This is a genomic window from Caulobacter sp. P1_B12_2 (genome assembly GCF_056406675.1).
In genome coordinates, this window is the sequence record NZ_JBFTZS010000014.1 from 1 (window position 1) to 24,334 (window position 24,334).

20 protein-coding genes are annotated in these 24,334 nt (G+C 67.2%); 12 read left to right on the forward strand and 8 right to left on the reverse strand.

Annotated features, from left to right (window positions below; translation table 11 throughout):
* Positions 1–529 (reverse strand): polyphosphate kinase 2 family protein (locus AC1DZ6_RS01625; protein ID WP_477095452.1); only part of this gene is annotated, 529 nt, incomplete at its 3' end.
* Between the two features lie 11 nt (positions 530–540).
* On the reverse strand, positions 541–1,791 hold the full coding sequence (locus tag AC1DZ6_RS01630; protein WP_477095453.1) for an MgtC/SapB family protein: 1,251 nt from the start codon (positions 1,789–1,791) through the stop codon (positions 541–543).
* Between the two features lie 327 nt (positions 1,792–2,118).
* Between AC1DZ6_RS01630 and AC1DZ6_RS01635 the strand changes: the two genes are divergently transcribed.
* From AC1DZ6_RS01635 to AC1DZ6_RS01685, 11 genes are all read left to right on the forward strand, one after another.
* Entirely contained in the window at positions 2,119–3,252 is a 1,134-nt protein-coding gene (locus AC1DZ6_RS01635; protein ID WP_477095454.1) for an HlyD family secretion protein, read from the forward strand.
* Positions 3,249–5,993 (forward strand): ribosome-associated ATPase/putative transporter RbbA, encoded by a 2,745-nt coding sequence (gene rbbA, locus AC1DZ6_RS01640; RefSeq protein ID WP_477095455.1) that lies wholly within the window; start codon positions 3,249–3,251, stop codon positions 5,991–5,993. Before AC1DZ6_RS01635 ends, rbbA begins: the two co-directional genes overlap by 4 nt.
* A 4-nt stretch (positions 5,994–5,997) precedes the next feature.
* Positions 5,998–7,125 (forward strand): ABC transporter permease, encoded by a 1,128-nt coding sequence (locus AC1DZ6_RS01645; RefSeq protein ID WP_477095456.1) that lies wholly within the window; start codon positions 5,998–6,000, stop codon positions 7,123–7,125.
* A gap of 16 nt (positions 7,126–7,141) precedes the next feature.
* Positions 7,142–8,608: an efflux transporter outer membrane subunit gene (locus AC1DZ6_RS01650; RefSeq protein ID WP_477095457.1), complete on the forward strand. Its 1,467-nt coding sequence runs from the start codon at positions 7,142–7,144 to the stop codon at positions 8,606–8,608.
* Position 8,609: 1 nt separating this feature from the next.
* Complete coding sequence (locus AC1DZ6_RS01655) at positions 8,610–9,584, forward strand: phosphate acetyltransferase (RefSeq protein WP_477095458.1); 975 nt, start codon at positions 8,610–8,612, stop codon at positions 9,582–9,584.
* Between the two features lie 15 nt (positions 9,585–9,599).
* The gene (locus tag AC1DZ6_RS01660; RefSeq protein WP_477095459.1) at positions 9,600–10,796 is read left to right on the forward strand and encodes an acetate/propionate family kinase; all 1,197 of its coding nucleotides are present in this window, start codon (positions 9,600–9,602) and stop codon (positions 10,794–10,796) included.
* Between the two features lie 238 nt (positions 10,797–11,034).
* Entirely contained in the window at positions 11,035–12,558 is a 1,524-nt protein-coding gene (locus AC1DZ6_RS01665; protein WP_477095460.1) for an L-serine ammonia-lyase, read from the forward strand.
* Positions 12,559–12,565: 7 nt separating this feature from the next.
* Positions 12,566–13,840, forward strand: a complete 1,275-nt coding sequence (locus AC1DZ6_RS01670; protein ID WP_477095461.1) for an MFS transporter — start codon at positions 12,566–12,568, stop codon at positions 13,838–13,840.
* 21 nt (positions 13,841–13,861) lie between these two features.
* The gene (gene pflB, locus AC1DZ6_RS01675; protein WP_477095462.1) at positions 13,862–16,123 is read left to right on the forward strand and encodes a formate C-acetyltransferase; all 2,262 of its coding nucleotides are present in this window, start codon (positions 13,862–13,864) and stop codon (positions 16,121–16,123) included.
* 1 nt (position 16,124) lies between these two features.
* Positions 16,125–16,985 carry a pyruvate formate-lyase-activating protein gene (pflA, locus tag AC1DZ6_RS01680; protein ID WP_477095463.1) on the forward strand — a complete coding sequence of 287 codons (861 nt, stop codon included), beginning with the start codon at positions 16,125–16,127 and terminating at the stop codon, positions 16,983–16,985.
* A 92-nt stretch (positions 16,986–17,077) separates the two neighbouring features.
* Positions 17,078–17,278, forward strand: a complete 201-nt coding sequence (locus tag AC1DZ6_RS01685; protein WP_477095464.1) for a response regulator transcription factor — start codon at positions 17,078–17,080, stop codon at positions 17,276–17,278.
* Between the two features lie 161 nt (positions 17,279–17,439).
* Here the strand turns inward: AC1DZ6_RS01685 and AC1DZ6_RS01690 are convergent, their stop codons facing one another.
* The 6 genes from AC1DZ6_RS01690 to AC1DZ6_RS01715 all read right to left on the reverse strand — a co-directional run bounded on the left by AC1DZ6_RS01690 (position 17,440) and on the right by AC1DZ6_RS01715 (position 23,687).
* Entirely contained in the window at positions 17,440–18,447 is a 1,008-nt protein-coding gene (locus AC1DZ6_RS01690) for a hypothetical protein (RefSeq protein ID WP_477095465.1), read from the reverse strand.
* Positions 18,448–20,847 carry a fimbria/pilus outer membrane usher protein gene (locus tag AC1DZ6_RS01695; RefSeq protein ID WP_477095466.1) on the reverse strand — a complete coding sequence of 800 codons (2,400 nt, stop codon included), beginning with the start codon at positions 20,845–20,847 and terminating at the stop codon, positions 18,448–18,450.
* A 28-nt stretch (positions 20,848–20,875) separates the two neighbouring features.
* Complete coding sequence (locus AC1DZ6_RS01700; RefSeq protein ID WP_477095467.1) at positions 20,876–21,643, reverse strand: fimbrial biogenesis chaperone; 768 nt, start codon at positions 21,641–21,643, stop codon at positions 20,876–20,878.
* Positions 21,640–22,209, reverse strand: a complete 570-nt coding sequence (locus AC1DZ6_RS01705) for a hypothetical protein (protein ID WP_477095468.1) — start codon at positions 22,207–22,209, stop codon at positions 21,640–21,642. The genes AC1DZ6_RS01700 and AC1DZ6_RS01705 overlap by 4 nt, the downstream gene beginning before the upstream one ends.
* A gap of 31 nt (positions 22,210–22,240) precedes the next feature.
* Complete coding sequence (locus AC1DZ6_RS01710; protein ID WP_477095469.1) at positions 22,241–22,819, reverse strand: hypothetical protein; 579 nt, start codon at positions 22,817–22,819, stop codon at positions 22,241–22,243.
* Between the two features lie 394 nt (positions 22,820–23,213).
* Positions 23,214–23,687 (reverse strand): GatB/YqeY domain-containing protein, encoded by a 474-nt coding sequence (locus tag AC1DZ6_RS01715; protein WP_477095470.1) that lies wholly within the window; start codon positions 23,685–23,687, stop codon positions 23,214–23,216.
* Positions 23,688–23,934: 247 nt separating this feature from the next.
* Here AC1DZ6_RS01715 and AC1DZ6_RS01720 point away from each other — a divergent pair.
* Positions 23,935–24,334: CgeB family protein (locus AC1DZ6_RS01720; RefSeq protein ID WP_477095471.1), on the forward strand; the 400-nt coding region annotated here is incomplete at its 3' end.

A 24,334-nucleotide genomic window follows, 5' to 3' on the forward strand; every position in this document is an offset into this window, starting at 1 on the left:
GGGCATGGAAGCGTTTGTCCTGCTCCTCCATCCCGACCTCCAGCCAGATCTTGATCAGGAGAATGCCGGAGCTGATGATCCAGCGCTCGGCCGTGGGGCAGGCCTCGAGGAAGTCGCGGTGCTCGTCCTTCGAGCAAAAGCCCATCACGTATTCGACGCCGGCCCGATTGTACCAACTGCGGTCGAAGATCACGATCTCGCCGCCGGCCGGGAAGTGCTGGATGTAGCGCTGCATGAACAGCTGGGTCTTCTCGCGCTCGCTGGGGGCGGGCAGGGCGGCTACGCGGAACACGCGGGGACTGACCCGCTCGGTCAGGGCCTTGATGAAGCCGCCCTTGCCGGCCGCGTCGCGTCCCTCAAGCACGACGATGACCCGCGCGCCGGTCTGCTTGACCCAATCCTGGAGATGGCAGAGCTCGACTTGCAACTTCTGTAGCTGTTCCAGGTAGGTTTTGGTCTTCATCTTTTCCGGCTTGCCCTCTGGCTTTTCCTTGGAGACGTCCTCGTCGCCACGTTTCGCTTTGGTCATGGAAAATCTCCTCAGTTCGCGGCGTGACCGATCAGCGTTCCCGCCCAGGCGGCTGCAGCCACGAGGACCACGCCGGGAGCCACCCGCAGGGCGAAGGCGCGGCCTCCGCTGGTGGCGGCCACAACGATCTTGGTGATCGTGTTGGTGGTGAAGCCGGCCAGGATCGGGATGACGGCGTCATGGGCCGGCATCCGGCCGTTGGCCGTCAGCGAGGCGATCGAGATGGCCGGCGCGTGTSTGTCGACGAAACCGGCGACGGCCGCCGCCAGGATCGCGCCGGTCTCCCCGAACTCCGCGCGCAGGGCGGCCGAGGCCAGAAGCACCGCCGACAGGGTGAGGGCGAAGATCAGGGCGCCGGTCAGGCTGAAGGCCTTGTCGGCCTGCTGCTCGCCCTCCGGCGGCGGCGTGCGCAGGGCGGCGACGGTGAAGATCGCGCCGTAGCCGGCGGCGGCCAGGCCGGCGCCGATCAGCGGGGCGGCCATGACCCGCAGGGCGGCCGGGCTGGTGGCCCCAACCACCACGGCCATCTGGATCACCGTGGCGACGGTGGAGAGCACGGCGCCGGCCACGGCCGAGGTCATGACCTTCGGGTCCTTGACCGCCCGCGCGCCCATGGCCCCGATCGTCGCCGAGCTGGACACGAAGCCCGAGGCCAGGCCCGAGATCGGCAGGCCGAACCGCGCCCCCAGCACCCGCGTCGCCAGGTGCCCGAGCGCGCCGATCAGCAGCACCAGCACCACCAGCCGCCAGACGGACTTGGGATTGAGCGCCGCGTACGGACCCATCTGCCGGTCGGGCAGCAGCGGCATGATCACGATCAGGGCCGCGCCCAGGATCAGCACCGAACGCACCTCGTCCTCGGTGAGCACCGTGCGCACGAAGTGATGCAGGCGCTCGCGGCTGGACAGCAGCAGGGCGGTGACGATGCCCACCGCGCCGGCGGCCGAGGGGGCTTTCATGGCAAGGCCGCCGGCCAGCACCGTCAGCAGGATCGCGAACTCGGTCGTCAGGCCGGGTCCTTCCTTCTCGCTGTTGCGCCAGTAACTCAGGCCCACCAGGCCGGCGATGGCGACGGCCAGCACCGCCAGCAACAGGACGCCGCCGCAGGTGACGGCCACGGCGCCCCCGAGGGCGGCGATGGAGAAGGTGCGCACGCCCGCGTCCGCCGGCGTCTTCGGGTCGCCCATGGCGCGCTCGCGCCCCGTTCCGATCAACAGGCCCACGCCCAGCGCGACCAGTAGGTTCAGTAAAAGCGAGTCCAAGGGGGTTCGGCTCCGAGCGCGCCCGGCGTGTCAGCCGGCTCTCGCCCCAAGTTTCCGCTCCGTGACCGGACAAACAATCAGACAAAACCCCGAACCGCGCCGCATGGAACGGCGCCGTCAGCGCCTCGCTCGATCCAGACGGAAAGCGGTGTGGCTCAGGGGCGCGCCGTGATTGCCTGGAGATGATCCATCTTGGTGGTCATCCCTGGCGGCCACCTGAACATCGCTGCGCCCGGTCGATGGCAAGGGGAGCTTGGTAGTTCACCGGATATCGCCCCGCCGAACCGCAGGCATAGCCTCGTCGAAACATTCGGCGAGGTTGATGCAATGCCCGAACCAGCCGTGGTCAGCCGCTTGGGCCAAGACACTAAGTCCCAGCCGCCTGGCTCCCAGCCGCCTGGGCCCAAATCCCCAGGGCCAAAGCCGGCGTCCAAGTCGCGGCGTCCGCTGCTGATCGGTGTGGCGGCCGTGGTGGTGATCGCCGCGGGTGTCGGGGCCTACATCTACATGACGCGGCCGGACCTGCCGCCGGGCTTCGCCGGAGGCAACGGTCGGCTGGAGGCCAACGAGATCTACGTCGCGACGAAGTACCCCGGTCGGGTCAAGGAAATGCTGGCTGACGAGGGCGCCACCGTCGAGGCGGGGCAGGTCGTCGCCCGAATGGACACCTCCGCCCTCGAGGCCCAGTTGCGCGAGGCCGAGGCCCAGATCTCCGCCGCCGAGGACGCCCGCCGTGTCGCGACGGCCCAGGTGGCGGTCCGGCGCGCCGAGTACAATTTCGCGGCCCTGCAGAATCTTCGCTCCAAGGCGCTGGTCAAGACCGGGGCGGTGAGCAGCCGCGAGGCCGAGACCGACACCGCCAGCATGCTGTCGGGGCAGGCGGAACTGACCGGCGCCCAGGCCGGAGTGGTGCAGGCGTCCTCGGCGATCGATGCGGCGCGGGCCACCGCAGACCGGCTACGGGCCGAAATCGCCGATGCGGTGCTGGTCGCGCCGATCCGATCGCGCATCGAGACCCGCCTGGCCGAGCCCGGCGAAGTGCTGCCCGCCGGCGGCCGGGTGTTCTCGCTGCTCGATCTGGCCGACGTCTACATGTACATCTTCCTGCCCGAGAAGATCACCGGCAAGGTTCGTCTGGGCTCCGAGGCGCGGATCGTCCTCGACGCCGCCCAGCAGTATCCGGTGCGGGCCGTCGTCTCCTATGTGTCGCCCGCCGCGCAGTTCACGCCCAAGACCGTGGAGACGGCCGAGGAGCGCCACAACCTGACTTTCCGGGTCAAGTTGCAGGTGCCCAAGGAGCGCCTGCGCCAGTACGAGCCGCTGGTGAAGTCGGGCCTGCCCGGCATGGGCTATGTACGCTTCGACGAGAAGGCGCCCTGGCCTGAACGGATCCAGGGAACCGCCGCGCCGCCGGCCAATCTATGGCAGAGCACGGGCGCGACGACGGCGGGGCAGAAATGAACGCCCCGGTTCTGGAACACGTCGCCAGCATCCGGAACCTCACCCACAAGTACGGTAAGGTGACGTCGCTGGACGGGGTCAGTCTCGACATCCCAGCCCAGAAGACCATCGGCCTGATCGGTCCCGACGGCGTGGGCAAATCGACCCTGCTGGCGATCCTGGCCGGCGTGCGCAAGATGCAGTCGGGCGACGTCCAGGTGCTGGGTGGAGACATCGGCGACGCGCGGTTCCGCAACACCATCTCGGCGCGGGTCGCCTACCTGCCGCAGGGGCTGGGCAAGAACCTCTATCCGACCCTGTCGATCTACGAGAACATCGACTTCTTCGGCCGGCTGTTCGGGCAGCCTGCCGAGGAGCGGGCCTGGCGGATCGACGACCTGTTGTGGAGCACCGACCTGACGTCGTTCCGCGACCGGCCGGCGGGCAAGCTGTCGGGCGGGATGAAGCAGAAGCTGGGCCTGTGCTGCTCGCTGATCCACGACCCCGACCTGCTGATCCTGGACGAGCCGACGACGGGGGTCGATCCCCTGGCCCGTCGCCAGTTCTGGGAACTGATCGAACGCATCCGCGGCCGCCGCCCGCAGATGAGCGTCATGGTGGCCACCGCCTACATGGACGAGGCCGAGGGCTTCGAATGGCTGGTGGCGATGAACGCCGGCCAGGTGATGGCCACCGGCACCGCCGAGGAGCTGCGCCAGCGCACCGGCCAGGATACCCTGGAGCGGGCCTTCGTGCGCCTGCTGCCCGAAGAGCAGACGCGCGGCCACAAGGAGCCGGTGATCACGCCGTGGGTGTCGTCAGAGGGGCCGCCGGCGATCGAGTCCCACGGCCTGACCCAGAAGTTCGGCGCCTTCACCGCCGTCGACCACGTCAATTTCCGCATCGAGCAGGGCGAGATTTTCGGATTCCTCGGCTCCAACGGCTGCGGCAAGACCACCACCATGAAGATGCTGACCGGCCTGCTGCCGCCCAGCGAGGGTGAGGCCCTGCTGTTCGGCAAGGCGGTCAAGGGCGGGGACATCGAGTCCCGCCGCCGCGTCGGCTTCATGTCGCAGGCCTTCTCGCTCTACACCGAGCTGACCGTGCGCCAGAACATGATGCTGCACGCCCACCTGTTCGACCTGCCGCCCGACAAGGGGAAGGCTCGGGTCGCCGAGTTGATCGACGACTTCGGGCTGGACGAGGTGGCCGACACCCTGGCCGAGAGCCTGCCGCTGGGCATCCGACAGAGACTGTCCCTGGCCGTGGCGGTGCTACACGAGCCGGAGGTGCTGATCCTCGATGAGCCGACGTCCGGCGTCGATCCGGTCGCCCGCGACGGCTTCTGGGAACTGTTGATCCGCCTGTCGCGCGAGCGGGGGGTGACCATCTTCCTGTCGACCCATTTCATGAACGAGGCCGAGCGCTGCGACCGGATGTCGATGATGCACCGGGGCAAGGTGCTGGCCCAGGGGCGGCCCGCGGACCTGGTCGCCGAGCGCGGCGCGCCCAACCTGGAAGCTGCGTTCATCGGCTATCTGGAGGAGGCGGCCGAGGAGCTGGGCGGGGCGGCGGACGCTTCGGCCGCGCCGGCCTCCGAACCGCCCGAGAACCTGGGCCACTCGGTCCCGCCCAAGGGCTTCAGCGTTGGACGGGTTTGGGCGTTCGCTCGGCGCGAGGCGATCGAATTGCAGCACGACGCGGTGCGGCTGATCTTCGCCGTCATCGGGCCGATCCTGCTGATGATCGTCTTCGGCTACGGCATTTCGCTGGATGTCGAGAAGCTGTCCTTCTCCATCCTCGACTACGACAACACCCCGGCCAGCCGGGCCTATTCGGACAGCTATCGAGGATCGATCTATTTCGACGAGAAGAAGCCGCTGTACAGCTACGCCGACCGTGACCGGCGCCTGCGCAACGGCGAACTCCGTTTCGCCCTGGAGATCCCCTCGGGCTTCCAGCGCGACCTGCAGCAGGGACGCCAGCCGACCGTCCAGGCTCATATCGACGCCGCGGTGCCGTTCCGGGCCGAGACGACGCGCGGCTATATCGAGGCCGCCCACAAGGCCCACGACACCCAAGTGCGCAAGGAAAAGGGCCTGCCCGCCGCCCAGTCGGCGGTGAAGATCAACGCCCGGGCTCTCTACAACCAGGCCTTCCTCAGCGTCTACGCCATGGTGCCAGGCGACATCATGCTGCTGATCATGCTGATCCCCAGCATGCTGACGGCGCTGGCTGTCGTGCGCGAGAAGGAACTGGGCTCGATCGCCAATTTCTACGCCGCGCCCGCCAGCCGCACCGAGTTCCTGTTGGGCAAGCAACTGCCCTATGTGGCGGTTTCGCTGGTCCAGTTTCTCACCTTGGTGGGGTTGGCGGTGTTCGTGTTCGGCGTGCCGATCAAGGGCAGCATGTTCGTCCTGGCGCTGGGCGGCCTGCTGTACGTGCTGGCCAGCACCGGGTTCGGCCTGCTGATCTCGGTGTTCGCCGCCACCCAGACCGCCGCTATCTTCGCCGCCGCCATCATCTCGATCCTGCCGGCGGTGCAGTTCTCGGGGATGTTCGTGCCGGTCTCGTCGCTGACCGGCGGCGCGGCGATCGCGGCCAAGATCTTCCCCTCGACCTACTTCCAGGCCGTCAGCGTGGGCGCCTTCACCAAGGCCCTGGGCATGGCCGCCCTCTGGCCCAACGTTCTGGCGCTGGCGGTGATCGCCTTCGTCTATTTCGCGCTGTCGGTCTTGCTGTTGAAGAAGCAGGAGGCCTGATGCGATGCGCGCCATCGGCCACATCTTCCAGCTCGGCCTGAAGGAACTGCTCAGCCTGGCGCGCGATCCGGTGCTGCTGTTCCTGATCGGCTACGTCTTCACCTTCTCGGTCTACACCCCGGCCAAGAGCGCGGTGATGGACGTGATCAACGCCTCGATCGCCATCGTCAACGAGGACGATTCCAGGGCCTCGCGCCTGGTCCGCGACGCCATGTTGCCGCCGCTGTTCCTGCCCGCTCAGGAGATCGGCTTTGGCGACATCAATCACGCCATGGACCGTGGGCTCTACACCTTCGTGGTCGACATCCCGCCGGACTTCGAGGCGGACATCATCGACGACAATCCGCCCACGGTTCAGATCGTGACCGACGCCACCGCGATGAGCCAGGCGGGCCGGGGGCCTTCCTACATCCAGCAGATCATCGAGAGTACGGTCCACGACCTGTGGCCCGGCCGCACCGATCCGGCCAACCAGCCGTTGATCAGCCTGGAGACCCGGGCTCGCTTCAATCCCAACATGCAGCAGAGCTGGTTCGTCGCGGTCAACCAGGTGATCAACAACATCTCGGTGCTGGCGATCTTCCTGACCGGGGCGGCGGTGCTGCGCGAGCGCGAGCACGGCAATATCGAGCATCTGCTGGTCATGCCGCTGCAGTCGTTCGAGCTGATGTTCGCCAAGATCTGGGCCAACGGCATGGTCGTGATCCTGGCCGCCATGGCTTCTCTGTTCCTGGTGGTGAAGGGCGCGATCGGCGTGCCGATCGCCGGCTCGATCCCGCTGTTCGCCCTGGGCCTGGGCGTCTACCTGTTCTCGGTCACGGCGCTGGGCATCATGCTGGCGACGATCGTCAATTCGATGCCGCAGTTCGGGCTTCTGGCCTTCCCCGTCTACATCGTCATGAGCCTGCTTTCAGGCGGACAGACGCCGCTCGAGAGCATGCCGATGCTGCTGCAGAAGATCATGCAGTTCGTCCCCTCGACCCATTTCGTCGCCTTCTCGCAGGCGGTTCTGTTCCGCGACGCGACGCCGGAAATGGTCTGGCCGGCGCTGCTGAAGATGTTCCTGATCGGCGGCGCTTACAGCGTCTACACCCTGTCGCGGTTCAGAAAAATGCTGGCCGCGGTCAAGTGAGAAGGGTCTTCCAAAGATGAGCCCGCTCCGTACAAGCGCAACCGTCGCCTTGGTCGCCGGGATACTGGCGACCACAGGGTGCAAGGTCGTCGGCCCCGACTACGCCCGGCCCGAGGTGGCCCTGCCGCCGGCCTATCGCGATGCGCCGGCCCCGATCTCGGCGTCTCAGACCTCCGCCTCCCTGGCCGACTTGCCGTGGTGGGCGGTGTTCGACGATCCCGCGCTGCAGGGACTGATCGGCCAGACCCTTGCCAACAACCTGGATCTTCAAGTCTCTATCGCCCGCATCGCCCAGGCGCGGGCGCTGGTGGGTGTCTCGGCCTCGCAGAGCAGGCCGCAACTGGGCTATCGCGGCAATGTCGGTGCGGAGTCCACGTTCTCGCCGGACGACAATGGTGGTCCCGACACCACCGGCTTCGGTAGTCTGGGCGTGGCTCTCGACTTCTCCTGGGAGTTCGACCTTTGGGGCCGGATCAAGCGCTCCAATGAGGCCGCTCAGGCCAGCTTGCTGCAACAGGAAGAAGTCCAGCGCGGCATCCTGCTGACCCTGACCAGCGACGTGGCGGAGGGCTATTTTCGCTTGCTGGAACTGGATCGCGAGATCGCCATCGCCCAGGAGAGCACCCGCACCTACGGCGCCACCTTCGACATCTTCAACCAGCGCTTCGAGGCGGGGCGCGACAGCCGGCTGCCGGTGGAGCGCACCCGCGCCAACCGCGATGCGTCCGAGGCGCGGATCGAGGAGATCCGGCGGCGGATCGCTGTGCAGGAAAACGCCCTCAGCGTGCTGATGGGCGCGCCGCCCGGACCGATCCCGCGCGGCAAGGCGCTGGAGGCTCAGACTCTGCCCGTCGCCCCGGTGGGCGCGACGACCGACCTGCTCCAACGCCGTCCCGACATCCGCGCCGCCGAGCAGGGGATGATGCGCGCCAACGCCGAGATGGGCGTGGCGGTGGCCAACAAGTTCCCCAGGCTGGGGCTCTCGGCCCTGGCCGGCCTGATCGGCGTCGACGTCAGCGGCGACAGCGGGACCTTCGGCGTGGGCTCCGTCGGCCTGGGCTTGGCGGGGCCGATCTTCACCGGCGGCCGGCTGGAGGAGATCTACAACAATCGTAAGGCCTATTGGGACGAGACCGTCGCCCAGTATCGCAAGACCGCGCTCGTCGCCCTGGGCGAGACGGCCGACGCCCTGGCCACGCAGCGGACCCTCACCGCCCGCCGCGCGGCGCTGGAGCGCCAGATCGCCTCGCTGCGCCGCTCGGTCGACCTGGCCCAGACCCGCTACGACACCGGCCGCGCCGGCTATTTCGAGGTGCTTGAAGCCCAGCAGCAATTGTTCCCCGCCGAGGACGCCCTGGCCCAGACTCAGCGCGACCAACTGATCGCGGTCGTCAATCTCTACAAGGCCCTGGGCGGCGGCTGGCAGCTGACCGACGACCAATGGACCAAGCCGCAGAGTGTCGCGGCGGCGGGAGGGCGTTGAGATGTCCGACACCCTCGGCGTCCCCAAGGCGGGTGGCGGCCGCACCCACCAGAAGTTCGAGCGCCTGCTGGCCCGCGCCCAGAAGGAGCCACCCATCGTCACGGCGGTGGCTCATCCTTGCGATCACGTGTCGCTGGACAGCGCCGTCGAGGCGGCGCGGCTGAAGCTGATCGAACCGATCCTGGTCGGGCCCGCCGCGCGCATCGCCGAGGTGGCCGCCGCCGGCAAGCTGGACATCTCACCATTCGAGCTGATCGACGCCGAACACAGCCACGACAGCGCCGCCAAGGCCGTCGCCCTTGTCCGGGCCGGACGCGCTGAGGCCCTGATGAAGGGCAGCCTGCACACCGACGAACTGATGGGCGCAGTGGTCGCCCGCGAGACCGGCATCCGCACCGCCCGGCGGATCAGCCACTGCTTCATCATGGATATCCCTGGCTATCCGACGCCGCTGGTGGTGACCRACGCCGCGATCAACATCATCCCGACGCTCGAGGACAAGATCCACATCGTCCAGAACGCCATCGATATGGCCCTGGTCCTCAAGGAGGGCGGGGGGGAGGTGAGGGTCGCGATCCTCAGCGCCATGGAGACGGTCAATCCCAAGGTCCCCTCGACTATCGAGGCGGCGGCTCTGTGCAAGATGGCCGACCGCGGCCAGATCAAGGGCGCCCTGCTCGACGGCCCGCTGGCGCTGGACAACGCCATCAGCGCCGAGGCGGCCGCCATCAAGGGCATCGTCTCGCCGGTGGCGGGGCGCGCCAACGTGCTGGTGGTGCCGGACCTGGAAGCCGGCAACATGCTGGCCAAGTGCATGTCGTTCCTCTCCGACGCCGACGCGGCGGGGATCGTGCTGGGCGCGCGCGTGCCGATCATCCTGACCAGCCGGGCCGACGCCAAGCTGACCCGGCTGGCCTCCTGCGCGGTGGCGTCCCTGCTGGGGGCCGCGCGCCGGGCCTCGGCCGCCATCGTCTGACGGGAGACGCCTGCAATGAGCGCCTGTCTCGCGGTCCTCAACGCCGGTTCGTCGAGCCTGAAGTTCGCCGTCTATGACGCCGCGCCCAGCGAACTGCTGTTGTTCAAGGGCCAGCTGGACGGGATCGGCGTGTCGCCCCGGCTGGTGTTGAAAGACGCACGGGGCCAGTCGCTGGAGGAGCGGAGCTGGCCGGCCGAAGGCTTCGACCATGCCGCCGCGACCCACGAGGTGCTCAACGCCGCGATTCAGCGCAAGGGCGATCGGACGGTGCTGGGCGTGGGCCATCGGGTGGTGCACGGCGGCCGGACCTACGCCGCGCCGATGCGGATCGACGCGTCGGTGATCGCGGCCCTGCGCGCGCTGGAGCCCCTGGCGCCGCTGCACCAGCCGCACAATTTGGCGCCGATCGAGGCGATCGCCGAAGGGGCGCCGCATGTCGCCCAGGTCGCGTGCTTCGACACCGCCTTCCATCGCGGCCAGCCGCCGATGGCCCAGATGTTCGCCCTGCCGCGCCGCTTCCACGAGGCGGGCGTGCAGCGCTACGGCTTCCATGGTCTATCCTACGAGTTCGTCTCGTCGCGGCTGCGCGAGCTGGCGCCCGAGCTGGCGGCGGGCCGGGTGATCGTCGCTCACCTGGGCAACGGCGCCAGCCTGTGCGCGATCCAGGACGGGCGCAGCGTGGCCAGCACCATGGGCTTCACCGCCGTGGACGGCCTGATGATGGGCACCCGTTCGGGCAGCCTCGATCCCGGTGTGCTGATCCACATGATGGACGCCTACGGCATGGACGCCCGAGCGCTGGAGGATCTGATCTACAAGCGCTCGGGGCTGCTGGGCGTGTCCGGAATCTCGTCCGACATGCGCGCCCTGCGAGCTTCGCCGGAGCCTCACGCGGCCGAGGCGATCGAGCTGTTCGTCTATCGGGTGGTGCGCGAGATCGGTTCCATGGCTGCGGCCCTAGGCGGGATCGACGGCCTCGTCTTCGCCGGCGGCGTCGGCGAGAACGACGCCCAGGTGCGCGAGGATATCGTTCGGGCCTGCGGCTGGCTGGGGCTGGAGCTGGAYGAGGCCGCCAATCGTCCGGGAAGCGGGCCGCGACGGATCACCCGCGACGGCTCACCGGCCGCAGGCTGGGTCGTGCCGACCGACGAGGAAAGGATGATTGCGCGCCACACAGCGGCGCTGTTGAGCCGGCCGTCGGCCTCGAGTTGAGACCTGTTCTCATTTCCTCTGAGGGACTCTCCGAGGGTTCACCGAAGGCGATCTCGGGACTTACCCCAATGGCCTGAGCGCAAGCCTGGCCGGACACTCCCGCTGCATATCGAAGAAGCGGCGTCTTCGGCGACCCGCTCCCAAAAAGGGCAAGGCGATGAGCAGGATGGTTGAGGGGGCGATCGTCCCCGAACTTGAAACGTGCGAGCCTCCGACGGGATCGGATCGTCGAGCCTTCATGATGCGCAGCGCCCTGGCGCTGTCGATCGGCGCCTTGACCGGCTGCAAGCCCAAGGACGTCTCCAACATCCCGGCCCACGCGCCCAGCGCCGCCGCCGCCAACGGCGCGAAGGTCGCCCTCGATCCCAACCTCAACGTGGTCAAAAAGTCCAAGGGGCCGGTGATGACCACGGCCGAGGAGTTCTACAAGGTCGGCCCTGGTCCATCCTCGTCGCACACGATCGGCCCGATGCGGATCACCTACGACTTCTACAAGCGCTGCATCAGGCTGCCGGCGGAACAGCTGGCCACGGCCACCGCCCTGAAGGTGAACCTGTTCGGCAGCCTCAGCGCCACGGGCAAGGGCCACGGCACCGAGCGCGCCTCGCTGGCCGGGTTGATCGGCATGGAGCCGGCCACGGTCGATCCCGCCTTCCTCGACGGCCTGGCGGCCAATCCCAACCAGAGCTTCCCGGTGACCCTGGGCGCCAAGACCATCAACGTCTCGCTGAAGGATGTGATCTACGACGCGCCCAAGGGCGACTTCCACCACCCCAACACCATGACCTGCAGGCTGCTGGCCGGCGACAAGGTGCTGCTGGAGCAGGAATATTATTCGGTCGGCGGCGGCTTCATCGAGTGGAAGGGCTATGAGCCCCCCAAGAAGAACCCGCCGAAATATCCCTATGCACGGATCAGCGAGGCGCTGGCCCACTGCAAGCGCGACAACCTCACTCTGGCCCAGCTGGCCATGGCCAACGAGGTGGCCATCACCGGCCACAGCGAAGCCGAGGTCAACGCCTTCCTCGACAAGATCCTGGGGGCCATGGACGCCACGGTGAAGACCGGCCTGGCCGCCCCGACCTCGACCCTGCCCGGACCGATCAAGCTGAAGACCAAGGCCCACGACGTCTTTGTCAGCGCCCAGACCCAGGAAGGCACCGCGCGCAAGGCCATCGCCCTGGTCTCGGCCTACGCCTTGGCGGGCTCCGAGGAGAACGCCCGCGGCCACCTGGTGATCACCGCCCCGACCGGCGGCTCGGCCGGGGTCTTGCCGGCCGTGATCTATTCGCTGGGTCCGGCGGGGGCCAAGATGTCCAAGGACAAGCTGCGCGAGGCCCTGCTGGCCGCCTTGGTGATTGGCTATCTGTGCAAGCACAACGCGACCCTGTCCGCGGCCGAGGGGGGCTGCCAGGCCGAGATCGGCGTGGCCTCGGCCATGGGCGCGGCGGGGATCGCCCAGGCCTATGGCGACCCGCCCCAGGTGGCGGCCAACGCCGCCGAGGGGGCGCTGGAGCACCATCTGGGCATGACCTGCGATCCGCTGGCCGGCTTCGTCCAGGTGCCCTGCATCGAGCGCTGCGCCTTCGGAGCCGTCAAGGCCTGGACCGGCTACCTGATCGCCACCAACGAGGTCCCGGTCAACCGCCGGGTCGACTTCGACAGCACGGTTGACGCCATGGCCCTGACCGCCAGGGAGATGAACTCCAAGTACAAGGAGACCTCCGAAGGCGGTCTCGCCGTCTCCGTCACCCTGTGCTGAGGCGACGATGGCGCGACGGATCGCCAGTTCCGGAGGCGTGGGCGGGGTGATCGTCGTCGCCTGGCTGGCGACCTCGATCTTCTATTTCTACCAGTACATCATGCGCTCGGCGCCGGCGGTGATGATGCCCCAGCTGTCCGACGCCCTGGGGCTGTCGACGGCGGGACTGGCCACGCTGGTGGGCCTTTTCTACTATGGCTACGCCCCGTTCAGCCTGGTGGCCGGCGTGGCCATGGACCAGTTGGGCGCGCGCCGTGTCGTGCCGCTAGGCTGTGCGGTCGTGGCGGTGGGCGCGCTGCTGTTCGCGACCGGCGACCCCAACCTGGCGGGGGTCGGACGACTGTTGCAGGGCGCGGGCGGGGTCTTCGCCCTGATCGGCGCGGCCTATATCGCCACGACCAACTTCCCGGCCTCGCAGGCGGCGACCCTGATCGGCGTCACCCAGATGTTCGGCATGGCCGGCGGCTCGGCGGGTCAGTTCCTGGTGGGGCCGGCGATCGCCGGCGGCGTCCGCTGGAGCGCGTTCTGGATCGCCATGGGCGTGGCGGGCGCGGTCATCGCCGTCCTGCTGTTCCTCATCATGCCGAGATCCCCTCCGCCCAGCCGCCGCAATTGGATGAGCACCGCGGCCTCCGCCATCTGGGCGGTGGCGTCCAACCCCCAGTCGATCCTGTGCGGCCTGATCTCGGGCCTGTTCTTCATCCCCACCACCATCTTCGACATGACCTGGGGCGTGCGGTTCCTGCAGGAGGCTCACGACATGCCTTACGGCGTGGCCGTCCTGCGCTCGGCCTCGGTGCCGTTCGGCTGGATCATCGGCTGTCCGCTGGCCGGCGTGCTCTCGGACCGGATGGGCCGGCGCAAGCCGGTGATCGTCGGATCGGGCCTGCTGTTGGCCGCCTGCCTGGCGATGATCCTCTACGGACCCGCCGGCGTCTTCCCACCCTTCGTCCTGGGCCTGGTCACCGGAATCGCCTCAGGGGCGGCCATGCTGCCGTACACGGTGATCAAGGAAGCCAATCGCCCCGAGCACAGCGGCACCGCCACGGGCGTGGTCAACTTCATCAACTTCTCGTTCTCGGCCCTGCTGGGCCCGGTGTTCGGCGGCCTCCTGCTGAAGGCGTCGAGCGGCGGCCCGCGCGAGCTGGAGCACTACCAGGCGGCCTTCTCGCCGCTGCTCTACGGCGTGGCCCTGGCGGTGCTGCTGACCCTGCTCCTGAAGGAGACCGGGAGCGGGGCCCGATCCGCGCCGCCGCCGCCCGTCATCGCAAGCCACGCCTGACCCTGTTCCCCGGAGGACCGCATGAGCGACACTCTTTCGAAGCCCCCTCCCGTGAAAGCCGAGCGGGCCTTGCCGCCCTTCGCGCCGGGCCTTTGGTCGCGCGAGATCGACGTGCGCGACTTCATCCAGCAGCACGTCACGCCCTATGACGGCGACCACGCCTTCCTGGCGGGACCGACCGAGCGCACCAACGCCCTCTGGGCCAAGCTGCAGGCGCTGTTCGCCCAGGAGCGGGAAAAGGGCGGCGTCCTCGACATCTCCCAGATCCCCAGCACAATCGTCGCCCATGAGGCCGGCTATATCGACAAGGACAACGAGGTCATCGTCGGCCTCCAGACCGAGGCGCCGCTGAAGCGGGCGATCATGCCCAACGGCGGCTTCCGCATGGTCCTGACCTCGCTGAAGACCTACGGCTACGAGCCCGACCCGGCGGTGGTCGAAACCTTCACCAAGTACCGCAAGACTCACAACGAAGGGGTCTTCGACGCCTATACCGAGAGCGTCCGGCGCTGCCGCTCCTCGCACGTCCTGACCGGCCTGCCGGACGCCTACGGACGCGGGCGGATCATCGGCGACTACCGGCGCGTGGCGCTATATGGCGTCGACCGGCTGATCGACGCCAAGGAGGCGGAGAAGGCCGCGCTGGACGACGCCTGGTCCACCGACGAGATCATCCGCGACCGCGAGGAGTTGTCCGAGCAGATCCGCGCCCTGGCCGAGCTGAAGGTGATGGCGGCCAAATACGGGTTCGACATCTCCGGCCCGGCGACCACGGCTCGCGAAGCCGTACAGTGGCYCTATTTCGGCTATCTGGCCGGCGTGAAGGAGCAGAACGGCGCGGCCATGTCGCTGGGCCGGACCTCGACCTTCCTGGACATCTATTTCGAGCGAGACTTGGCCTCTGGGGTCCTGACCGAAAGCCAGGCCCAGGAGATCATCGACGACTTCGTGATCAAGCTGCGGATCGTGCGTTTCCTGAGGACACCGGAGTATGACGACCTGTTCTCCGGCGATCCCACTTGGGTGACCGAGTCGATCGGCGGCCTGGGCGACGACGGACGGCCGCTGGTCACCAAGAGCAGCTTCCGTTTCCTGCAGACCCTCTACAACCTGGGCCCCGCGCCCGAGCCGAACCTCACGATCTGGTACTCGCCGCGCCTGCCGGAGGGCTTCCGCCGCTTCACGGCGAAGGTGGCGATCGACACCAGCTCGATCCAGTTCGAGAGCGACGAGATCATGCGCCGCGAGTGGGGGGACGACGGCGCCATCGCCTGCTGCGTCTCGCCTATGCGCATGGGCCACCAGATGCAGTTCTTCGGCGCCCGCGCCAATCTGGCCAAGTGCATGCTCTACGCGATCAACGGCGGTCGCGACGAGGTCAGCGGCAAGCAGATCGGCCCGCCCTTCGAGCCGGTTCAGGGGGACTATCTGGAGTTCGAGGACGTTCTGGACCGCTACGAGCGGATGATGGACTGGCTGGCCGAAACCTATGTCAGCGCCATGAACGTGATCCACTACATGCACGACAAGTACGCCTACGAGCGGATCGAGATGGCGCTGCACGACTACGCGCCGTTCCGGACCATGGCGTTCGGCGTGGCCGGCATGTCGGTGGTGGCCGACAGCCTCTCGGCGATCAAGCACGCCAGGGTGAAGGTGGTTCGCGACGAGACCGGCCTGGTCGTCGACTATGTGACCGAGGGCGAGTTCCCGGTGTTCGGCAACAACGATAACCGGGTGGACCACCTGGCCTCATGGCTSGTCAGCACCTTCATGGAGAAGCTGCGCAAGCACCCGACCTATCGCAACGCCAAGCACACCCAGTCGGTGCTGACCATCACCTCGAACGTGGTCTACGGCCGGGCGACCGGCAACACGCCCGACGGTCGGCGCAAGGGCGAGCCCTTCGCGCCGGGGGCCAATCCCATGCACGGTCGCGACAGCCACGGCATCCACGCCTCGGCCGCCTCGGTGGCCAAGATCCCCTATCGCGACGCCGAAGACGGCATCTCCCTGACCACCACCTTGGTCCCCAGCGGCCTGGGCCGCACGCCCGACGACCAGATCACCAATCTGACCGGCATCCTGGACGCCTTCTTCGGGTCCACCGGCTACCACATGAACGTCAACGTCCTGAACAAGGAGACGCTGATCGACGCCATGGACCACCCGGAGAAGTACCCCAGCCTGACGATCCGGGTCTCCGGCTACGCCGTGAACTTCGTGCGGCTGACGCGCGAGCAGCAGATGGACGTGATCAACCGCACCTTCCACGGGGGCTGAGATGGCCGGGGCAGGGGACGCGGCCGACCAGGACGAAGTTCCTGCCCTGGAGGCCAAGAACGAGTTCGAGCTGCGGGTCGGGCTCAGTCGGCACGTGCCGGAGATGACCCTCCGCACGGGTCTGGCCACCGGCGAGATCGGCTTCCTGCACTCGTTCACCACCGGCTCGGCGGTGGACGGGCCGGGGATCCGGCTGGTGGCCTGGCTGGCCGGCTGCATGTTCCGCTGCCGCTTCTGCCACAACCCCGACACGTGGACGATGACCAACGGCCTGCCTCTGCCCCTGGAGCGGGCGGTGGAGGAGCTGCGGTCCTACGCCCACGGCCTGAAGGTGATGGGCGGCGGCCTCACCCTGTCGGGCGGCGAGCCCCTGATGCAGGCCCGCTTCGCCGTCCGACTGTTCGCCGCGGCCAAGGCGATGAAGGTGCACACGGCGATCGAGACCAACGGCTTCTATTCCGAGCGCCTGTCCGACGAGGAGCTGGGGAACATCGACCTCGTCCTGCTGGACATGAAGGGCTTCACGCCCGAGCAGCACGAACGGGTCACCGGGGTGGCGGACAATGGCCGGGTGATCGCCTTCGGCGAGCGGCTGGCCAGGCTGCGGCGACCGATGTGGCTGCGCTTCGTGCTGGTGCCCGGCCTGACGGACGTACCCGGCGAAATGGCCGCGCTCGCCGACTATGCCGCCGGCCTGGGCGTGGTCGAACGGGTCGAGGTGCTGCCCTTCCACCAGATGGGCGCCTACAAATGGGCCAGGCTCGGGCTCGACTATGGCCTGGAGGCCACGCAGCCGCCTTCCGTCGAGCAGGTCGAGGCGGCGGTAAACGTCTTCCGCGCCGCTGGCCTGAACGCCTGCTAGCCGCGATGACATTCTGTCATCTGCTCTACGTCTCCCCGTCGGTTTCCGAGGTGTTGCTCAACTCCACGACCAATGAACACAGGAAGTCGCGCTTGGAGAGCTTCACGCCCAGGGAGCTCGAGGTCGCCCAACAGATCGTGGAGGGGCGATGCAACAAAGAGATCGCCCGCCAGCTGAAGATCAGTCTCAAGACGGTGGAGAGCCACCGGTCGGCAGGCATGCGCGAGGCCGGCGTACGGACCGCCGCCCAGTTGGTCCGCTTCGCGATAAAGCACAAACTAATCGAAGCCTAGATCATTGAGATGGCCTCTCGGCGCGTCTCAGGGGGGCTGCGGCTGGACGGTAAGGCGCTCCTCGGCCAGCTCGGCGTGCTCAGCGTTGTGCGCAAATTGGTGGTGATTTGTTCTTGCCAACGACCTCTAGCGAACAAGCCGTGAGGTGAGCCTCAAGGCAGTCAATCGCATCGCTGGGCGCCCGCGACCACGCCCGCCAAGGGGCTGATGGTGATGGTGATGATGTCCCGATAGTTGGGTGACGGAACCTTGCCCTGGCCGCCCTCGGTCAGGGTCGCGGTCAGAGCGATGTTCTCGCCGCTGACGCCGCTCGCGTCGCATCTGACGGGCGTGAAGTTGGGGCGGCTGCTGTCCATCGTCTGGCCCAGCAACTCATAACGATAGGTGATCCGCTCGGCGGCGTTGCTGGTCGGCGCGCCGGTGGCGGTCATCCGCCATCCATTCTGGGAGGTGACCGCGACCTGATAGGGGCCGGTGCTGGCGACCCGCATATAGTGCCGCCGCTGCGTTGTCGACGGCGGCGCTCCGGCGACATCAATACTGCTGAGAGCGCCGATCTCCCCAAAATCGGGCTCGGCGCCGGTGAGGCTAGCCTGAAGCGCGGTGTTGACCGGCAGATAGACCACGAAACCTCGATTGGTTGTTCCCTTGTCCGAGCGACCGGTCAGGTGGTCGCAGAGATACTTGACATCGAACTCACCCACGGCGAATCCGGGGTCGATCTCGGCGCCGGCTGGAATTCGCAATTGCATCTGTACGGGCCGCGATGCGATGGGGCCGAGTATTTGATCGAAGCGTAGGTCGATTTCGGCCGCATCGTCGAGACCAGACGCCAGCCGGGGGCCGGGACGCTCATAGAGGACGTTGCCCGAACCTGCTCCGTCGTCCGCGAGTACAGCGATTTCCATCGGCAACCTCCGACCGCCGAGCCTGAGCAACACGGCGCTGTAGTTCATGCTGCTGTTTTCGCCGCTGCTGCGCGCCGTCGCGGTGAAGTTGACGGCGTAGTCGTGGCTCGACAGCGGGTTATAGGGCTGGCTGACGATGATCGGATCGAAGCTCACGTCGCAACGCTCGGCGATCCTCTGGTCCGGCGCCTGGGCCAGCGCGGCGCCAGACCAACTGGCCAGCAGAACGGCGGCGCAGAGACCGAGCAAGGTTCTAGCCATTCAACGAGCCTCCACTGGCGCGGCGTCGCCCACCGAGACAAGACCGTGCGCCGCTTCTGTGACCTCGATTTCGTAGATCGTCGGAGGTTCGGTCGACATGGTCAGCCGCCAACGTCCCGGCTTCACCCCCGAAATGGAATAGCGGCCGTCCGAGGATGTGAAGAAGATCACCGCGGGATGATCAGGCGCGGCGACCGCCGTCGCCTCTCCCCCGACATAGGTGAGGGGGCTGCCGTCGGCGCGCAGCAGCCTGCCTGACGCCGTCAGCCAGTAGTCGGACCCGACGATGATCCGGTAGCCGCTGCGGTAGGGCGCCGCGAAGCGATAAGCGCCTCGGCCGATGTCGTAGCCCACAGGCATCCCCTTGGGCTCGATGAACACCTCGCGTTCGCTGTAGGCGCTGAGATCGGGGACCACGGCCGGTCCGAGCGGGCCGGAGGCCGCCAGATGTCCATCCTCGGTCGGACTGACGACCAGTGCGCCGCCCTTGGCGCTGCGGTGCGGCTCGATGACGGCAAAGCCGTTGAGGATCGGCCGCGACAGCGCGAACGCCCCGTCGGCGAAGGCCAGCGAAAAGGCGGCGCGCGCCGAGGTGCGCTGATCGGTGACCTTGCTGAAGTCTGGGTCCCAGGTTGTGAAATGGGTCAGACCCGTGAGCGCCCGTTCCGTGGTGTAGTTGCCGACAAGGTTGAAATCGCCGCCGGCCTGACTGTGGTTGGCGTCGAGCGAAAGATCCCAGGCGCCGACGTCCTGGCCCTGGAATGTCGAGTAGGCCAGGCGCTCGCGTTCGTAGCGGCTGTCATATTCGGCCCGGGCGGTTGACCGATCGCTGGCCCGAAAGGTCAGGGTGGCGAATACCGATACGCCCTCGTATCCGGGTGTATCCTCGTAGGTTCCATTGACCTCCAGTTCGAGACGGGGGGTGAGCTGGAAGCCGGTGTTGAGTCGATAGTAGGCGCGGTCGGGGAGGTTATCTCGCCCCTTGCTGTAGGAGGCGTCCACGCCCGCGTAAAAGCGGTTGCTGAAGGTATGAGACAGGGCGCCGCTGGCTTCCCAGAGAAACGAATTGTTCGGCGGAACCGAACCGAGCGGCGCGAACACGCGCGAGCGCGTCTCGAAGCGCAGGTCCAGGACGCCGGCGCCGGCGAACGCCCGCTCGAAGGTCAAGGATGCCGCCCCGCCGCTACCGAAACCCTTTGCATGCGAAACGGCCAAGTCCCCGCCGAATAGCCCGATCTGAGTGCTCCACAGGCCATCGACGCCCCCCATCGCGGTCACCGCGTCAGCCTGGAAATGCGTCCCGGCGGTCAGCGCCTCGGTGAGGCCGCGTCGATAGAAGCCGGAAACCAGCCAGTCGTCGGAATAGACCGGGCCGCTCGCTTCGAGGTTGGATTTGACGCCGGCGTAGAAGGCGAACTCGTCCAAGCCCTTCTGGAGCTGTGCGGTGTCGTAGAACACGCTGTAGTGCAGCACCTCGCGCGGCCCTGCGCCTTGGTCCACGAGGACGCGTATGTCGTTGCCACCCTGCGCGAAGGGGAAATCGCGCACATTGTAGTTGCCCGGCTCAAGGCGCATGCGGCGGGCGCTGCGGCCGTTGACGAGGATGTCGACCGCGGAGGGCGCGCTAAGCTGGAAGCTCTGCCCCCCGCTGGGCCGCACGATCCGCATCGGCTGCAGTAATTGGTAGGAGCGAATGAACGCCACCCCGGCGGCGTCGGGAGCGTTCTGGAACAGCCGCGGCACAACCAGCAAGTCGCCGGCGATGATCCGCATCGGAGACCCGACATCGTCGTAGACAAGACGCGAGGCCTGCCGCTGAAAATCCGGGCCTGGCTGGTCTGGGCGCCACAGGCCAAGCGTTTCCCCCACGACCCCCCGGGCCCGCACCGCGGCGGTCAGGACGACCGACGAATTTCCGAACCCGGCGGCGTCGACCTGGCTCTGGTGAATATAGTCGATTGAGCTGTTGGCGGTGATGAAGGCGCTGAAGGCGGCCGGCGTCTCGACGGGGGCCTRCCGTTCCGAGTTGTCGGCGATCAGCGAAAGTCCGCTTTGCGCGCGCAGGTCCACCGGAATGGCCACGCTCAGTTCGATTCTCTCGGGATCGTAGGTGATGGCGGTGTCGAGCAACCCGGCCGCCGCCAGATCAATGGTGATCCGACCGGAGAGTTGCGTGCGCAGGCGTTCGCGCGCCTTGTCGTGAAGGCGTGGGCCAATCAGTTCGATCAGGCGCGCGGTGGGAAGGCTGATCTGGCCGGCAGAGGTTGCAAAAGCGCCCACCTCGCCGACTAACCGACCGCTATCGACGAGTGGAAGGGTGATGGCGGTGAGATCGGCGCGGCTTGTTTCCGCACCGCCGGACGGCGCGGGCGTTTGAGCGCCGACGGGCGTGGCGACCACGCCAGCCAGCGCCGCGATGGCGCAGCCGCTAGCGAGCCGAAGGAAGGAACCGCGCCTCAAGCGACCCGGATCCCGAAGGCAGATTGATCGGCAGGACAAGGTTGCGCCGCTGGCCCGGCCCGACGAGACCATATCCGATGGATTGCTGGATTTCCGAGGGGGCCAGGGTGCGCTCGAAGACGATCTTGCCCGCCTCGTCGCGTTCCACCAGGCTCAGCGTGCCCCGGGACAGATAGGCGTGGGCGATCGAGTCGTTGTGGACAACGATAACCGGCGCCGGCTTGCCGTCCGCATCGCGGCCGATCGATGCGGTTTCGACCTTCAGGTTCGCCTTGGCCCCTGTCGGCGTCACGCTCACCAGAACCTGGAAATTATAGAGCACCTGGATCGCGGAACTCCCTTGAGGGAGGGTCACCGGAGCCTGGGCCGCGGTGACGTAGTAGGATTTACTGCGGTCCGGTGGGCCGCCAACCCACTGCACACGAAAGGTCTGGGTCCGCCCGCCCGCGATCACCGCTTGGGCAGGAAAGACCTGGAGATCTTTCGACGGTCCTTCCACACGCACCCCGTCCTCGGCGAAAGCGAGGGAGTCGATGCGGATCTCGATCGGAAGCGGGTCCGCATTGGTGTTTTGGACAGTGATCGAGTGGCTGGCGCGGGCGCCGACGGCATCGAGGTCGATCACAATCGGCTGCACCGTCGTGGCCGACGCCGGCGTGATCGCGACGGTGCAGGTCGCCGCGATGGTCAAAGCGGCTTTCCAGATGGCGCTCATGCCTTTCACCTTCCGGATCATGTCGGCGAGATCGTAATGGTGATCACGCTCGTGTAGGCGCCGGCGACGAGCAACGCCCCGGCGTCGGTGGTAAAGCCGTAGACTCGCAAGGTGATATTGTCGGCCGCGCTGGCGAGGGGGCCGGTCAGTTGCACGTTCGTCGGAGGCGGTAGCGCGCTGGCGGTTGTGTAGGTGATGGCCGGCGGCGTTCCCGAGGCTTGCAGGACCGCCACCTGGGAGGTGAAGTCTATTTCGTTGGCGTAACCGGTCGTCGCCGTCGTGCCGTTCGAAAGCCGCGTGGTTGAGAGCCTCACACTGGGCGTCGCACTCGTGCAGACCAGGCTGAACTTGCGCTCCGCGTCTGGCGACGCATCGGTAAGGTCCGCTCGCAACCGTCCATCGGCGCCCGCAAGCTCGCCTAGATTGATCGAGTCGCTGAACGCCTGGCCGCCGCCAAGAACGCTACAGCGCCCGGTGACAACACCAGTGATATTGATTGTTCCGGTGGCCTGCTGCCGGGCCAAAGCCGTTTGAGGCAGGACGAGCAGGACCGCGGTCGCCGCCGTCGCCAATCCTAAAGGTTTCATGTGCCCTCCTTCCGCCACTGGCGGCCGGGCGTCAGGTGGCGGGGCTGATCGTGACCGTCAGTCGGTCGCCGTAGGAATTGGACGCAACCAGGGCCGCAGGGTCGGAATAGCCCGGGCTGCTGATCCGGATGAACGATCCCGGTGCGTCCTTGGAGGGACCGGGCAGGCGCAGGCCCGCCCCGGCCGTGGCCGGTCCCCTGAACACACAGCCGGCCGCCCCGGCGACGACCGTCGGCGACTCGCAGGTCGCCTGCGACGAGGATCCCGCATCGCCGGCCAGTCTTAGGGTAATCTGGTAGGGGGCGAGGCTCGAATAGCCGGCCGGCGCGCTCGGCACGCCCGCCGCCTTCAACCCGCCATTGTCCGATACGACCCCGACCCGGCTTGGCGAATTGCAGCGCAGGCTGAAGGGCACGTCGAGCGAAAAGGCCCCCTCTACGTTCCCGACCGAATAGGTTCCGCCCGGTACGCCGTCCGCCGAAAAGCTGCAGGACGTGCTGACGCTGGCCGTCACGTTGACGCTCAGCGTCGCTACGGCTCGTGATCCAGAGTAGGCGGCCTCGCTCGAGGTCTGCGCCATCGCCGCCGCCGGCAACGCGACCACGATCACCCCAAGGGCGAACCATATCGAGATTGTGAAAAGACAGCAGCGCACGTCTCCCACCGATGGCTCAACTGGGAGAAGGCTATGGGGGCTATGAAAGACGACCAATCGGGTGAAACCAGCAGTTAGGTGGAGGAGGAGTGGTAGGCAGCGCAACTATGAGCTCTAGCGGGCGCATAAACAGCGCGGCTCGACTTTCAGGGCTGGTGGCCCGGTCCCTTACTCCATCAAAAACGCTAACATCACGTTCAGTGCGGCCTTCGCCGTGGCGGCGTCGCGACGTATTCGGCCCAGCCCGTTCCTGTCGACACAAAGAGGCGCCGGACGCTCGGACTAAGCGCCGAAGCGAGCTTGAAGCGCCGCCTCGAACTTTGCAGTTTCGTCGTCGACTACCCTCAATCTAAGCCTTGGCCAACGCGCTGGCCGCCTTGCCGTCATATTGACCGCCGAAGCTGGTCTTCAGGTGGGCCATGACCGTCCCGACGTTGGCGCCGGGGTTCTTGGCGCGGAAGTCGTTGATGATCTCGCGCAATTCCGAGTCCGTCATCTGCTTTGGGCCATACGAGGACAGGATCGCCAGTTCGGTTTCAGCCGCCTTGGTCCGCTCGTTCACCTTCGACGCATCGCCACCGGCTTCGATCAGACGCGCGCGTTCGGTCGCGAGATTTTCCAGCGTCAGTTTCGTGTTTTTCAAGAACTTCGCGACGGTTGCGGCAACCTTTTCGTCAGTGACTTCCGTCACGCCGCGCTTGAATTCTTCGGTCGTGATCTGCGTAGCTTCACCGATCAATGTGGTGAGCACATTAGCCCTCAGACGATCGTTCAGCTTGCGCGCTGTGAGTTGGTCAGCTCTGAGCTCGTCGAGCAAAGCCATGTCGTCGTCCTTTCAGTCACTCTATTCGATAGTGCTGTAGCTGATGGTGAGGGTGCGCTCCAGCGCGGCGACGTCGCGGCGATCCACGGCCGACAGGATCTCGCCGGCGACCGGCTGCAGATGCTGGGCCCGCTGGAGGAAGACGGGCGGTTGAGGGGGCGGTCACGCGGCCCATCCGACAAGTCCCTTGATAAGTCCGTTGTGGCCCTGTCTATCTACGCCCTGGGGTTGAGGTGCGCTGGGGGCCATGCGGATCGACATATACGGCCTGTTTCATCCCGACAGCGGATGGGGAACTCACACGCGCGGCTTCGCGGCCGCGCTGGCGCGTTGGCATGACGTGCGAGCGATCGCCTGGGATCCCGACCCGAACTTCAGTCACGTGCCCGGCGCCGACGTGCCGTTCGCAGAGCCCGATCCGGACGCCGACTTCGCCGTCTGCATCGGCCCGCTCGACCAGATCGACCGAATGCAGGGCCGTTATCGGATCGCCTTCCACGCCTGGGAGACGACCGTTCTGCCCTCGCACCATCGGGAGGCGCTGGCCGAGTTCGACGAGATCTGGACTCCGTCGCACTGGGGCCGCGAGGTGGTCGTCGCCAACGGCTTCCGGGCCGACCGGGTCCACGTGGTGCCCGAAGGCGTCG

What these genes read in the sequence shown, in the direction of transcription:
- AC1DZ6_RS01715 (WP_477095470.1), bottom strand. Translation starts at nt 23,687, where the DNA reads ATGGCTTTGCTCGACGAGCTCAGAGCTGACCAACTCACAGCGCGCAAG.
- pflA (WP_477095463.1), top strand. Translation starts at nt 16,125, where the DNA reads ATGGCCGGGGCAGGGGACGCGGCCGACCAGGACGAAGTTCCTGCCCTG.
- rbbA (WP_477095455.1), top strand. Translation starts at nt 3,249, where the DNA reads ATGAACGCCCCGGTTCTGGAACACGTCGCCAGCATCCGGAACCTCACC.
- AC1DZ6_RS01670 (WP_477095461.1), top strand. Translation starts at nt 12,566, where the DNA reads ATGGCGCGACGGATCGCCAGTTCCGGAGGCGTGGGCGGGGTGATCGTC.
- AC1DZ6_RS01700 (WP_477095467.1), bottom strand. Translation starts at nt 21,643, where the DNA reads ATGATCCGGAAGGTGAAAGGCATGAGCGCCATCTGGAAAGCCGCTTTG.
- AC1DZ6_RS01705 (WP_477095468.1), bottom strand. Translation starts at nt 22,209, where the DNA reads ATGAAACCTTTAGGATTGGCGACGGCGGCGACCGCGGTCCTGCTCGTC.
- AC1DZ6_RS01650 (WP_477095457.1), top strand. Translation starts at nt 7,142, where the DNA reads ATGAGCCCGCTCCGTACAAGCGCAACCGTCGCCTTGGTCGCCGGGATA.
- AC1DZ6_RS01635 (WP_477095454.1), top strand. Translation starts at nt 2,119, where the DNA reads ATGCCCGAACCAGCCGTGGTCAGCCGCTTGGGCCAAGACACTAAGTCC.
- AC1DZ6_RS01690 (WP_477095465.1), bottom strand. Translation starts at nt 18,447, where the DNA reads ATGGCTAGAACCTTGCTCGGTCTCTGCGCCGCCGTTCTGCTGGCCAGT.
- AC1DZ6_RS01645 (WP_477095456.1), top strand. Translation starts at nt 5,998, where the DNA reads ATGCGCGCCATCGGCCACATCTTCCAGCTCGGCCTGAAGGAACTGCTC.
- AC1DZ6_RS01665 (WP_477095460.1), top strand. Translation starts at nt 11,035, where the DNA reads ATGATGCGCAGCGCCCTGGCGCTGTCGATCGGCGCCTTGACCGGCTGC.